Here is a 12,752-nt window from a genome sequence, read left to right on the forward strand (position 1 = left end):
CGACTGAAAGAGACTTTTTATGAAAACCAGAAATATGCTGCTAGCTCATGCAAAAACGATGTCGGCCGCGAGCGTTATCGCGCTGTGCATGGGCGCAGGCACGCTTGCCGCTCCACTGGTCACGCAAGCGCAGAATTTTGAGTCCACCCAGCGCCAGCCGATCGATAGCATCGTTGCCGTGGTTAACGATGGCGTTATTATGCGCAGTGAACTCGACGATCGTGTTGCTCAGATAGAGCAGCAAGCGCAAGCTCAGGGAGGCTCGCTTCCGCCAGGCTCTGCGCTTCAGGCGCAAGTGCTTGAACGGATGATACTGGATGAAATCCAGTTACAGCTGGCAAATCGCAGCAATCTAAGCATCGATGATACCGAGCTGAACCGTCAGCTGCGTACGATTGCTGAATCCAACAACATGACGTTGGATCAGTTCGCAAACGCGGTAGAAGCCGATGGCATGACGCTTGCTGAGGTGCGTGAAGACATTCGGCGTGAAATGTTGATGCGCCAAGTGCAGCAGCGCCAGGTTGGTCAGCGCGTATCGGTCAGCGACCGTGATGTTCAGCGCGTGCTTGATCAACAGGGCAATCAAAATAGCGATCAGGCGTTTGTCGAAGAGATCCGCGCACGTCACGTATTGGTTGAGCTAACGCCAACGCGCAGTGAAGAGCAGGCGCGTGCCCGGGCCCAGGAGGTGCGTCAGCGTTTACAGCAAGGCGCTGACTTTGCCTCCGTAGCACGTGAGTTTAGTGACGACAGCGGCAGTGCGCTTAACGGTGGCGAGCTGGGTTGGGTGCGTCCTGGCCAAACCGTACCGGCGTTTGAGGAAGCATTGCAGACGCTGAACGTTAACCAAATCTCCGAGCCAGTGCGCTCACAGTTCGGCTACCACGTAATTGAAGTTGAAGAGCGTCGTCGTCAGAACGTGACCAATGAGAGCCGCCAGGAGCAAGTGCGTCAGGCCATTTTCCAGCGCCGCGCCAATGAAGAGCTGCAAGTCTGGCAGCAGGAAATTCGCGCGGAAGCCTTTGTGGATGTTCGCCTTTAAATGAGCCAAATCGCTGACCTTCCGCTGCTGATCACCACGGGAGAGCCTGCGGGTATTGGGCCTGAGCTAGTGCTTATGCTGGCCGCGCAGGGCCATCTGCCGGCGCAGGCCGTCGCCATTGGTGATGTTGATATGTTGCGCCAGCGGGCCGCTGCGCTAGGGCTTGATGTGGCGCTGGTGGAAACAAGCCCAGGCCAGGAAGTGGCCGCCTGCGCGGGGCAGTTACCCGTTTGGCCCGTAGCGTTGAATGAGCCCGCAACGCCTGGCGTGCTTAACCCGGCCAATGCAGGGTATGTGCTTGCCACGCTTGAGCTGGCCGTGGCGGCCTGTCAGGCAGGCCAGGCGGCCGCCATTGTCACCGCACCGCTGCATAAAGGCGTCATCATTGAAGGTGGCTACCCAGGATTCACAGGGCATACAGAGTGGTTGCGTGATGCCTGCGGTGTTGACGAGGTCGTGATGATGCTGGCAACCGATGCCGCGTTACACGCCAACGCAGCGGACTGGCAAGGCAGTGGTGATCTTCGCGTTGCATTGGTCACCACACACTTGCCGCTGCGCCAGGTCGCCGATGCGATTACCGTCGCGCGGGTAACCCGGATTAGCCGCTTGTTGGCCGATGATCTAGTGCATCAGTTTGGCATTGCCTCGCCGCGTATTGCCGTATGCGGGCTAAATCCTCACGCGGGCGAAGATGGCCATTTGGGCCATGAAGAGCAAGAGACGATTATCCCCGCACTTGAATCCCTGCGTGCGCAGGGGCTGGATATTCAAGGCCCTTTTCCTGCCGATACGCTGTTTACGCCTCGCCACTTGGCGGGTGTTGATACCGTGCTGGCGATGTACCATGACCAGGGCTTGGCCGTGCTTAAGTATGCTGGCTTTGGTCAAGCTGCTAATATCACGCTGGGCTTGCCGCTAGTGCGTACGTCGGTAGACCACGGCACCGCGCTTGACCTCGCGGGTAAAGGCGTGGCTGACCCTGGTAGCCTGCGCGTTGCACTATCGCTTGCGCGGCGTCTTGCCGAACAGCGCGCCCAAACGGCCCGCCAGGCGTAACGCCTCCACGATTGAAAAATACCTCCAAGGAATTCTGTTAGATGTCTCAAGTGCCCCAGCAGCACCGTGCTCGCAAACGCTTCGGTCAAAACTTTCTACGTGACCTGGGTATCATCTCGCGTATTGTGCGCTCTATTGGGCCGCGGGAAGGCGACCGTCTTGTTGAAATTGGGCCGGGCCAAGGCGCGCTGACCGCGCCACTGCTTGAGGCGGCAGGGAAGCTTGAGGTGATTGAGCTGGACCGTGATTTGATTCCGGGCCTACGCGTGCAGTTCTTCAACTACCCCGACTTTATTATCCATGAAGGCGATGCGCTGAAGTTTGACTTCGCGGCGCTGAAAGGCGATGGCCCCGCCCTGCGTGTCGTCGGCAATCTGCCCTATAACATCTCAACACCTCTGATCGTGCATCTGCTCACGGCCGGTAATGCGGTTGCCGACATGCACTTCATGCTCCAAAAAGAGGTCGTTGAGCGGCTGGCTGCCCAGCCAGGCGGTACGGATTGGGGGCGGCTTTCTGTAATGGCACAGTACTACTGCCACGTCGACCAGCTGTTTATCGTACCGCCCGAGGCCTTTGTGCCCCGGCCTAACGTCGACTCTGCCATTGTGCGCCTCACACCGCACGCAAGTTTGCCGCACGTAGCCGACGACCCGGCACTCCTGTTTGAGCTGGTAAAGCTAGCCTTTGGCCAACGCCGTAAAACCTTACGTAATAACTTTAAAGGACGCGTCAGCCCTGAAACGTTAGAAGCGCTGGGTATTGACCCCACGCGCCGCCCGCAAACGCTAACGGTTGCTGAGTATGTAACCATTGCTAACCGTGTGGCTGCTGATGAAAGGCCAGGTAGTGATGGGAGTGAAAACGGGTGAGTGGTTTAGCCATCGACGTCAGTGTAACGCCTGAATATTGTGCCGAAGAATCCAGCGACGTGGAATCACGCTACGTATTTAGCTATACCGTGACGGTACATAATCAAAGCCCGCATAGCGTACAGCTGATGGCACGTTACTGGAAAATCACCCAGGGCAGCGGCGATAGTCAGGAAGTGCGTGGCAAGGGCGTGGTCGGGCAGCAGCCATTGATCGGCCCCGGTCAGCGCTTTCGCTATACCAGTCGGGCGATTTTGCAAACACCGGTGGGCGTGATGGAAGGTGCCTATACGTTGTTGAACACCTATACCCAGCGTGCCTTTGAAGTGCCCGTAGCGCCTTTTCGCTTGGCTGTGCCGCGCCAGTTGCACTAACGTTAGTGATCACCATCGCGAATACTGCATTAAAGCATTGTTGAGTTCAGTCTGACGGCCAGACAGTGCTGGTTTAGTATGGGGCTCTTGCCAGGACAGGCGCTCAGAGCGCAATCGTACACCGCGCAGCATGTGTAATGTGCGCGTTTTAATATGCATGTTTAATGCCCTCGTTTATATAAGGCCCGCGCATGAGTACCTACGCGATTGGCGATTTGCATGGCTGCTACGCCGAGTTTATGACGCTACTTGAAGCCCTGAACTTTAATCCCTCGCACGACACTTTGTGGCTGGTGGGCGATGTGATCAACCGTGGGCCAGGCTCCCTTGAGTGTTTACGCGAAGCGCACGCACTGGGCGGCTCGGTACGCTGTGTGCTGGGCAACCACGACTTTCATCTGTTGGTGGTCGCGCGTGGCGGTGGCAGGCAAAAAAAGCACGACACCCTCAACGATATTCTTAATGCGCCAGATCGCGAGCAACTGCTGGATTGGCTGCAGTGCCAGCCGCTTGCAGTGCAGCAAGGCAATACTCTAATGACGCATGCCGGTTTGCTGCCTCAGTGGCGCATAGAGCAGGCTGTCGCTTATAGCCGTGAGGTCGAGCAAGCGCTTGCCAGCGAGCAGTCAGGGCATTTCTTGACCGAGCTTTTTGGTAATCAGCCTGATTGTTGGCGAGAGGACCTGGAGGGAATGGACCGGCTGCGCTTTATTGTTAACGCTATGGCACGTATGCGATTTCTTGACAGCCAAGGGCGGCTGGAGTTTGCTGCTAAAGAGGGACTCGCTAGCACCCCGTCTGGCTTTGCGCCGTGGTTTCAGTATGCCCGTGACGACGACCCACATCTCCTGTTTGGGCACTGGGCCGCGTTAGAAGGAAAGACTCGGGGCGCCAGGGTTCGGGTAGACGCGTTGGATACGGGCTGCGTGTGGGGGGGGACGTTAACCGCGCTTAATATAGATACCGGTGAGCGAATGAGCGTACCCAGCCAGCAACGAGGAGGGCGGTAGTAATGGCGCACTCAAATGATCCGCGCATTGCCGGGCTGGACGTATACCGCGTGGGAGGCGCTGTTCGCGATGCGCTGCTGGGCTGGCCAGTGTATGACAACGACTGGGTGGTGGTGGGCGCTACCCCAGAGGCTATGCGCCAGCGCGGCTTTAAGCCCGTGGGGCGAGATTTTCCGGTGTTTTTGCACCCTGATACAGCGGAGGAGTATGCGCTGGCGCGTACGGAGCGAAAAGCCGGGCACGGATATTCCGGGTTTGAAGTGCATGCCAGCCCCGAAGTAACGCTGGAAGAGGACCTGCTGCGTCGCGACCTGACCGTGAATGCCATTGCACAACGGGTCGATGGGCCGCTGATTGACCCCTTTGATGGCCAGAAGGATATCGAACAACGCGTGCTGCGGCATATTTCTTCTGCGTTTGGTGAAGACCCGCTGCGGGTGCTGCGTACGGCACGTTTTTTAGCCCGCTATGCGTCGCTGGGGTTCTCTATCGCCTCTGAAACCCTGGCACTGATGACCGAGGTTAGCCGCAGTGGTGAGCTTGAGCATTTAGCCGCTGAACGGGTATGGGTCGAAACCGAAAAAGCCTTGGGTGAACCCAGCCCCGAAGCTTACTTCACGACGTTGGCGCAGTGTGAAGCGCTGGCAATATGGTGGCCGTTCTCAGCAGAAAAACTGCAGAGCGGCTTGGCCGCACTGCAGTACGTACCTGACGATAGTCCAACGCCGCTGGCGCATTGGCGCTATGCATTACTGGTGAGCGTGCTGGACGACGCGGGTCGCGAGGCATTGGCGTCAGCGCTACGTTTACCCAATGCTGTAGCGCAGTTGGCACGCTATGTCGCGTTGACTCTTTCGCTGCTAAAAGAGCCTCTAGAGGCGATAGCCGTGCTGCATTGGCTGGAACGCCTGGATGGTTTTCGTAAGCCTGACCAGGTCGCCACACAGCTCACGTTAGTCGGTGTTATTGAAAAAGATTATGCCCAGCCGCTACAGGCTGCTTGGCTAGCGGCTCGCAGCGTTAGCCCGCAGGGGCTCATCGCCCAGGGATTCAAGGGGGCTGAATTAGGCCAGGCGCTACGTGAACAGCGCCAGCAAGCGGTCAGTGATGTGTTAAGCGAATGATTAGCCAAGCAGAAGAGGTTTAGCGAGCCTGGGACGTACAGAGCGCAGGCTCCGCGTGCGATATCCAGGCGTTACCCCAAGTAAAATCTACCGCCCAAAGCCGCTGACTCCCCAGCGAAAAATTATTCCAAAGTGTGGCGTAAGGCGTGTTGCAAGCCGGGTGCCGTTCGTTAGGTAGCAGCTCCGCCAAGGGCTGTAACACGAATGCGCTTTCGGTCATTTCGGCGCGGGGCAGTGCAACACCTTCAACGACGCCCCGCAGGTTGCCCACCGTTAGCAGGTCGATATCCAGCGCTTTAGGGTTGTATTTGTCCAAGCCCTGCTTACGGCCATGAATAATTTCCAAAGCCTTGGCCCATGCCTGTAATTCACTCGGCGACCAGTTACTTTCGAAGGCCACTACCAGGTTATAAAAATTACGGGTATCGCTAAAACCAACCGGCTCGCTTTCAAAAACGCGCGAGACATTTAAAGGCCCGAAGGTATCGAAAAGTGCATCGAGGCACAGGCGGATATGACGCACAGGATCAATATTGCTGCCTAAACTGACGGTAACCAGGCTCATGAGATTATGTCCTTGTGGCCTCCGGTAGCTCGCCACGTGTAATTTCAAGGCCTACGCTCGCCGCTTGCGGCACCGCGCTGGGTTTACGCACCCGCAAGCGTAACCAGGTAATGGAAAACTCGCTGCGCAGGCAGTCAGCCAGGCGTTCCGCGAAGGTCTCCACCAGCGCGAATTGATGCGTGTCAGCGAATTGTTGGATACGCTGGCAGATAGCCGCATAGTCTAGCGTTAAGCTTAAATCGTCAGTAGCGGCAGCCGGGCGAATATCGGTCGCCAGGGTTAAGTCCAGGCTAAGCGACTGTTGAATGGTGCGCTCCCAATCGTAAACACCAATCACGGTGTCTACCTTGAGTGCTTCGATCAAAATGCGGTCCACAAGCTCTTCCTCGGCGACAACAAGCGGGCGATTGTACGTTAGGATGAAACGAAACGACAGTAGGACGGAAAAGGCGCCATGGCGTGGTTAGTGTTCGGCTATTTAAGTGGCAGTTGGCTGGCGGCGATTAGTGTTTGCCGGATAGCGGGAGTGGGCGATCCTCGTCGCTGTGGCTCCGGTAATCCCGGTTTTTCTAACGTGTTACGCCTTTATGGGCCGCGCCTGGCGGGCGCCACGCTTTTGCTGGATGCGTTAAAAGGCGTACCCATAGTGCTTGCCAGTAAATTAATGGCGTTACCGGTCAGTTGGCAGGGGCTGATTGGGCTGGCGGTATTACTGGGGCATAGCTACCCGGTATGGTATGGATTTCGTGGTGGAAAGGCCGTCGCCAGCGCGCTGGGCGTGTTGCTGGTGCTGACCCCGGGTGTTGCACTGGTGAGCGTGGGGGTGTGGACCTTGCTGGCGTGGCGCTTAAAAACCGCGGCAATGGCTTCCTTGTTAAGCGCGCTGGTGGCGCCGCTTGCCTGTATCTGGCTGGCGCCTGCTTATGTGGGCGTAGTGGGCGGTTTGAGTCTACTGGTGCTGCTGCGTCATGGGCTTAATATTCGCAGATTAAGACGCGGCGATGAGCCGCGCCTGGGGCGTCGCTAATTATTCGGTGTTGGGAGGCGTCAACTGATCAAGCGGCCAGCGCGGCGTAGCCTGCATAACGCCATCCTTGTCCTGTTCGCCAGCGGCCAGGCGCTGCGCGCCCACGTACGCGATCATGGCGCCGTTATCTGTGCAGAACCGGCCGCGAGGATAGTAGGCCTTTGCCTGACGTTTTTGACACTCAAGGGCCAGACGCTCACGCAATCGGTGATTGGCGCTCACCCCGCCAGCCACCACCAGCCGTTTTAACCCCGTTTGGTCCAGCGCCCGGCGGCATTTGATGACCAGTGTATCGACCACGGCTTCTTCAAAGGCGCGGGCCACATCAGCGCGCGCCTGCTCGTCAAGCTCGTCAGCCGCTTCCAACTGACGTATGGCCGTTAAGGTATGCGTTTTTAACCCTGAGAAACTGAAATTAAGCCCCGGCCGGTCAGTCATCGGACGTGGAAAACGAAACCGTTTGGGGTCGCCCTGTTCGGCAAGCTTGGCCACCAACGGGCCGCCGGGATAAGCAAGGCCGAGCATTTTAGCGGCTTTATCAAACGCTTCACCGGCCGCATCATCAACGGATTCACCCAATAGCTGATAGCTTCCAAGTCCTTGGACTTCCACCAACTGGGTATGGCCACCAGATACCAGTAGGGCCACAAAAGGAAACGCTGGCGCATCGTCTTCCAGCATGGGAGCGAGTAGATGACCTTCCATGTGGTGCACGCCCAATACCGGAATGCCTAGTGCACGGGCCATACCGTGGGCCGTACTGGCACCCACCATGAGCGCGCCTACCAACCCCGGGCCTGCGGTATAGGCAATACCCTCTAAATCGTCTCTTGTCAGCTTGGCATCACTTAACACTTGCTCAATCAAAGGGAGCAGCTTGCGCGTGTGGTCCCGTGAGGCAAGCTCGGGTACCACGCCGCCATACTCGGCGTGCATGGCAATTTGGCTATACAGCGCATCGGCCAGCAGGCCATCGCCCCCTGAGCGGGAGGTGTCATAAAGAGCAACGCCGGTTTCGTCGCAGGAAGTTTCGATGCCAAGCACACGCATAGGAAGTCTCTACAGAGGGCTAACAGATTGCATAAGGCAAAATTTTAACATGTCTAACGCCCATAAAGGTGGCATTGATTACACAATGTCAGGGGTGCAGTTTGCAATCATTGCCAACCACGACTAAACTATCGTGCGCTGTAAAAACTGGGTCGTACGCTATGTTCCTCGCAATAATGCGATGATGGTGTACGTACTTTCGAACTCAAGACTCCTTAAGGTAGGTGAGTGCTTAATGCCTTCTGTAAAAGTACGTGATAACGAGCCGTTTGACGTCGCCCTGCGTCGCTTCAAGCGTTCTTGCGAAAAAGCTGGTGTTCTTTCTGAAGTACGCCGTCGCGAGCACTATGAGAAGCCGACTGCTGAGCGTAAACGCAAAGCGGCAGCTGCCGTAAAACGCCACGCCAAGAAAGTTCAGCGTGAGCAAAAGCGTTTCGAACGGCTCTATTGATCCGTACCCGAGAGAGCCAGAGCGGTTAGCTGGTTGTCTCAAGAGGGATGCCAAGCGGCCGCCACTAGGTGGCCGTTTGTTTTTTCAGTTTTCTACGCTGTTTAAGGTGATTGGGCAGTCCGCCAGATGACGTTAAGCAAGCGTTTAGCGCACATGCGCGAGGGTGCCGTTGTAAATGGCAGGCCAGATTCCCCAGCGTTTTATTGACGATTTGCTTAGCCGCGTTGACGTGGTGGAAGTGGTTGGTGAGCGTGTGCAGCTTAAAAAGGCTGGCCGGAACTACTCGGGTCTTTGCCCTTTTCATCAGGAAAAAACGCCTTCGTTTACGGTAAGTGCTGATAAGCAGTTTTATCACTGCTTTGGCTGTGGCGTGCATGGGAATGCACTACGCTTCTTGATGGAATACGACAAATTGCCGTTTCCTGAAGCGGTGGAGCAGTTGGCCGGGCGGCTGGGTCTTGACGTGCCGCGCGAAGGCGCTGACGACCCGCGTGCGCATCAGCGTGAAAAAAAGCGCAAAGAGGGCGTTAACCTGCTTGAGCTTGCGGCAAGCTTTTATCGCGAGCGCCTTAAAATGCGCGAAGGGCAAGGCGCCCAGCAATATCTGGAAAACCGAGGGCTTTCTGCTGAGGTGATCAGTGCCTACGGCATAGGCTACGCGCCTGGCGGTTGGGAAGCGCTCAAGCAGCACCTTGGTGAGCGGGAGATATCAGAACCTGTCCAGATTGAGTATGGCCTGTTGATCCATCGTGAAGATACGGGGCGTACTTACGATCGTTTTCGGGATCGGGTGATGTTTCCGATCCGCGATCTACGAGGGCGGACGATTGCATTTGGTGGGCGAGTGATGGGCGACGAGCAGCCCAAATACCTCAACTCACCAGAAACCCCAGTGTTTCATAAAGGGCGCGAGCTTTATGGACTTTATGAAGCGCGCCAGGCATCCAGCAAGCTTGAGCAGCTGGTGATGGTAGAAGGCTATATGGACGTTGTGGCGCTTGCGCAGTACGGCATCCATAACGCGGTGGCTACGCTGGGAACCGCGACGACCGAAGATCATCTAAGCCGTCTGTTTCGTTTGGTCAGCCGAGTGGTGTTCTGCTTTGACGGCGACCGCGCTGGCCGCCAGGCCGCCAGCCGAGCACTGGAAACCGCGCTGCCGTTGATGATTGACGGTCGTGAGGCGCGTTTTCTATTTCTGGCAGAAGGTGATGACCCGGATACGCTGGTGCGTCGTGAAGGCGCCGAAGCGTTTAAGGATCGTGTTACCTGTGCGATGCCGCTGTCGGAGTTTTTGTTTGAGCAGGCGGCTCAGGGCCGTGATTTAAACACGGTGGAGGGGCGCGAGCGATTTGCAAGCCAGGTACTTGAAGCGTTGAACAAAGTACCTGATGGCATGCTCAAATCGTTACTGCTTGAAGCGCTTGCCAAGCGTAGTGGCTTGGCGCAACAGCAGTTGCAAGCGCTGTTGGATAAGCGCACAGCGGCACCCAAGGGGCAAGCGTATTGGGAGGCGGCTGAACCTGTTGTCGAAGATAGCGCGGAGCAGACGAGTACTGTAAAGGCGGGCTCTACTGGAGCTACGTCACGTGCACGTAACCGGGTGCTTACGCCCGTTGGGCGCATCGTGCAGCTTCTGCTGCACGAGCCGAGCGTAGTGTCAGCCTTGCCGGATAATCTGGAGTGGCTGCCTGATGATGCGGATACGCCGCTCTGTCGCGATTTGATCGTGCTCTTGCAGGCCGGACGCTATCGCAGTCCGCAGGTCGTGCTGGCGCATTTTCAGGGTACGCCACAGGGCGCGGTGCTGGCAGAGTTTGCCGCGCGGGAGTTATTGATCCCCAAGGCAGCACGAGAAGCAGAGTTAAGGGGGTTGGTTGAGCACTTGCAGCAGAAGCAACGTAAGCGCTCGCCCCAGGAAGAGTACGAGGCGTTGTTGGCTCAGGAACGCGCTGGGCAGAAATTGGATAAACAGCAGCGTCAGCGCTTGGCCGGCTTGGTAGTCGAGTTGGCCCAGCGGTTTTGACCGGTGTTCGGAGAGAGGGGGTTGAATTTTTCTCTCACCAACACCAGATATAGGGTCAGTCACCAAGTGCTGGCCTAACCGAACAACCTAACACACCTGAATGACCGCGCAAATACGTTTCGCTGGAAAAAATACAGCTATTTACGCTATACTGTTCGGCTTGTTGAGTTTAATCGATTCAGCGCTCCAGGTGTTTCATTCTTCTTCGTCGAGATAGGGTTTCTATGGCTGGAAATGCGCAGCAGCAGTCACGTCTGAAGGAGTTGATCGCGCGCGGCAAAGAGCAGGGTTACCTGACGTATGCCGAGGTCAACGACCATCTACCCGAGGATATCGCCGACCCGGATCAAGTGGAAGACATCATTGGCATGATCAACGACATGGGTATCCGTGTCGCTGAAGAAGCGCCTGATGAAGACACTTTGATGATGTCGGATCACTCCACGGACGAGTCCGCTGCGGAAGAGGCCGTTGCGGCACTCGCTGCCGTGGAAAGCGACGTGGGTCGCACCACAGACCCAGTCCGCATGTACATGCGTGAAATGGGCACAGTAGAACTCTTGACCCGTGAAGGCGAAATCGAAATTGCCAAGCGGATCGAAGAGGGTACACGTGAAGTCATGTCGGCACTGGCCTACTTGCCAGGGGCTGTCGCCTCCATTCTGGATGCTTACGACGCTACTCAGGATGAAGAAGCGCCTGGCCGTCTGTCGGATCTTTTCTCAGGGTTTATCGACCCCGATGAAGGTATCCCCGGCGTTGCCGAAGCGGATGTGCCTGAACCTGAGGTAGCCACCGACTTAAGCGACGATGAAGACGGCGACAGCGATGGCGAGGAGGATGACGAAGATTCCAACGCCAGCGAAGGCGGTCCGGACCCTGAAGAGGCGCGGGCGCGTTTTGAGCAAATTCGCGAGCAAAATGCGTTAGCCGGAGCGGCGCTTACCAAGCACGGTCGCGGCAGCGCCGAGCTGAAAGCCGAGCAGGCTCGTCTTGCCGAATTGTTCTCGCCGATCAAACTGGTGCCAAAACACTTTGAACGCCTGGTGGGCCAGGTACGTATTAGTGTTGAGCAAGTGCGTGCCCAGGAAAAAGCGGTCATGCAGCTTTGTGTTAAAAAAGCCAAAGTGCCGCGCAAGACGTTTATCAAATCGTTCCCGGGTAGCGAATCTAACCCCAAGTGGTTGGATGCGTTCCAGGAAGCGCAGCCCAAATACGCTGACCGTCTTGAGCCGTTACGTTCTGATATCGCCCGTTCGCAGCGTAAAATTGCTTTCGAAGAAGACATGGTGCAGCTCACCGTGGCGGATTTGAAAGAGGTGAACCGCAAGCTGTCGATTGGTGAGGCAAAAGCACGCCGCGCCAAGAAAGAGATGGTTGAGGCCAACCTGCGTCTGGTTATCTCGATTGCCAAGAAGTACACCAACCGTGGTCTGCAATTCCTTGATTTGATTCAGGAAGGCAACATCGGTTTGATGAAGGCAGTGGATAAGTTCGAATACCGTCGGGGTTATAAGTTCTCTACTTATGCGACCTGGTGGATTCGTCAGGCGATTACCCGCTCAATTGCCGACCAGGCACGGACGATCCGTATTCCGGTTCACATGATCGAGACGATCAACAAGCTTAACCGCGTGTCGCGCCAGATGCTGCAGGAAATGGGCCGCGAACCGACCCCGGAAGAGCTCGGCGAACGTCTTGAAATGCCGGAAGACAAAGTACGTAAGGTGCTCAAAATTGCCAAAGAGCCGATCTCCATGGAGACGCCGATTGGTGATGATGATGACTCGCACTTGGGCGACTTTATCGAGGACGGCACCATGCTGCTGCCTATCGATATGGCCACCGGCGAAGGCTTGATTGAAGCGACGCGTAACGTACTGGGCGGCCTCACCGCACGTGAAGCCAAGGTACTGCGCATGCGGTTCGGTATTGATATGAATACCGACCACACGCTTGAAGAAGTGGGCAAGCAGTTTGACGTAACCCGTGAACGGATTCGTCAGATTGAGGCCAAGGCGCTGCGCAAGCTTCGCCACCCTAGCCGTTCTGAGCCGCTACGTTCGTTCCTGGACGAGTAAGCCAGTCTAGGTCAGTGCTCAGGCGCTAGTGTCTAGCGTAAAAAAAGCCCGCCGTTTTTTAAACGGCG

13 protein-coding genes are annotated in these 12,752 nt (G+C 56.6%); 10 read left to right on the forward strand and 3 right to left on the reverse strand.

The genetic code is table 11. The annotated features are described in order from the left end of the window. Positions 1-19: 19 nt before the first annotated feature. The 6 genes from ACT3RQ_RS14435 (at position 20) to ACT3RQ_RS14460 (ending at position 5,484) form a co-directional block, all read left to right on the forward strand. Positions 20-1,045 (forward strand): peptidylprolyl isomerase, encoded by a 1,026-nt coding sequence (locus ACT3RQ_RS14435; RefSeq protein WP_172117507.1) that lies wholly within the window; start codon positions 20-22, stop codon positions 1,043-1,045. Further along, entirely contained in the window at positions 1,046-2,104 is a 1,059-nt protein-coding gene (gene pdxA / locus ACT3RQ_RS14440) for a 4-hydroxythreonine-4-phosphate dehydrogenase PdxA (protein ID WP_444638998.1), read from the forward strand. It begins immediately after the preceding gene. 41 nt (positions 2,105-2,145) lie between these two features. Continuing rightward, positions 2,146-2,976, forward strand: a complete 831-nt coding sequence (gene rsmA, locus ACT3RQ_RS14445; protein WP_193057004.1) for a 16S rRNA (adenine(1518)-N(6)/adenine(1519)-N(6))-dimethyltransferase RsmA — start codon at positions 2,146-2,148, stop codon at positions 2,974-2,976. Beyond that, on the forward strand, positions 2,973-3,350 hold the full coding sequence (gene apaG / locus ACT3RQ_RS14450; RefSeq protein WP_193057005.1) for a Co2+/Mg2+ efflux protein ApaG: 378 nt from the start codon (positions 2,973-2,975) through the stop codon (positions 3,348-3,350). The genes rsmA and apaG overlap by 4 nt, the downstream gene beginning before the upstream one ends. 191 nt (positions 3,351-3,541) lie before the next feature. After that, positions 3,542-4,360 (forward strand): symmetrical bis(5'-nucleosyl)-tetraphosphatase, encoded by an 819-nt coding sequence (locus tag ACT3RQ_RS14455; protein ID WP_444680735.1) that lies wholly within the window; start codon positions 3,542-3,544, stop codon positions 4,358-4,360. Between the two features lie 2 nt (positions 4,361-4,362). After that, positions 4,363-5,484: a polynucleotide adenylyltransferase gene (locus ACT3RQ_RS14460; protein WP_444680736.1), complete on the forward strand. Its 1,122-nt coding sequence runs from the start codon at positions 4,363-4,365 to the stop codon at positions 5,482-5,484. Positions 5,485-5,503: 19 nt separating this feature from the next. Here ACT3RQ_RS14460 and folK read toward each other — a convergent pair whose 3' ends face one another. Together folK and folB are read right to left on the reverse strand one after the other, a co-directional pair. Beyond that, the gene (gene folK, locus ACT3RQ_RS14465; protein ID WP_444680737.1) at positions 5,504-6,049 is read right to left on the reverse strand and encodes a 2-amino-4-hydroxy-6-hydroxymethyldihydropteridine diphosphokinase; all 546 of its coding nucleotides are present in this window, start codon (positions 6,047-6,049) and stop codon (positions 5,504-5,506) included. A 4-nt stretch (positions 6,050-6,053) separates the two neighbouring features. Continuing rightward, positions 6,054-6,425, reverse strand: a complete 372-nt coding sequence (gene folB, locus ACT3RQ_RS14470; protein WP_444680738.1) for a dihydroneopterin aldolase — start codon at positions 6,423-6,425, stop codon at positions 6,054-6,056. A gap of 78 nt (positions 6,426-6,503) precedes the next feature. On the opposite strand from folB, the gene plsY reads away from it, so the two are divergent. After that, on the forward strand, positions 6,504-7,076 hold the full coding sequence (gene plsY, locus ACT3RQ_RS14475; RefSeq protein ID WP_172117515.1) for a glycerol-3-phosphate 1-O-acyltransferase PlsY: 573 nt from the start codon (positions 6,504-6,506) through the stop codon (positions 7,074-7,076). On the opposite strand, the gene tsaD is transcribed toward plsY, so the two are convergent. Beyond that, positions 7,077-8,126 carry a tRNA (adenosine(37)-N6)-threonylcarbamoyltransferase complex transferase subunit TsaD gene (tsaD, locus tag ACT3RQ_RS14480; protein ID WP_444680739.1) on the reverse strand — a complete coding sequence of 350 codons (1,050 nt, stop codon included), beginning with the start codon at positions 8,124-8,126 and terminating at the stop codon, positions 7,077-7,079. Positions 8,127-8,361: 235 nt separating this feature from the next. Here tsaD and rpsU point away from each other — a divergent pair, with 235 nt between their 5' ends. The 3 genes from rpsU (at position 8,362) to rpoD (ending at position 12,684) form a co-directional block, all read left to right on the forward strand. Continuing rightward, positions 8,362-8,577, forward strand: coding sequence for a 30S ribosomal protein S21 (gene rpsU / locus ACT3RQ_RS14485; RefSeq protein WP_008956349.1), 216 nt, complete (start codon positions 8,362-8,364; stop codon positions 8,575-8,577). Positions 8,578-8,752: 175 nt separating this feature from the next. After that, positions 8,753-10,603, forward strand: coding sequence for a DNA primase (gene dnaG / locus ACT3RQ_RS14490; protein ID WP_441679245.1), 1,851 nt, complete (start codon positions 8,753-8,755; stop codon positions 10,601-10,603). 224 nt (positions 10,604-10,827) lie between these two features. Next, the gene (gene rpoD, locus ACT3RQ_RS14495) at positions 10,828-12,684 is read left to right on the forward strand and encodes an RNA polymerase sigma factor RpoD (RefSeq protein ID WP_172117518.1); all 1,857 of its coding nucleotides are present in this window, start codon (positions 10,828-10,830) and stop codon (positions 12,682-12,684) included. Positions 12,685-12,752 lie beyond the last annotated feature (68 nt).

It is taken from the genome of Halomonas sp. AOP43-D1-4, from assembly GCF_052446175.1.
GTDB classification, from domain to species: domain Bacteria; phylum Pseudomonadota; class Gammaproteobacteria; order Pseudomonadales; family Halomonadaceae; genus Vreelandella; species Vreelandella citrativorans.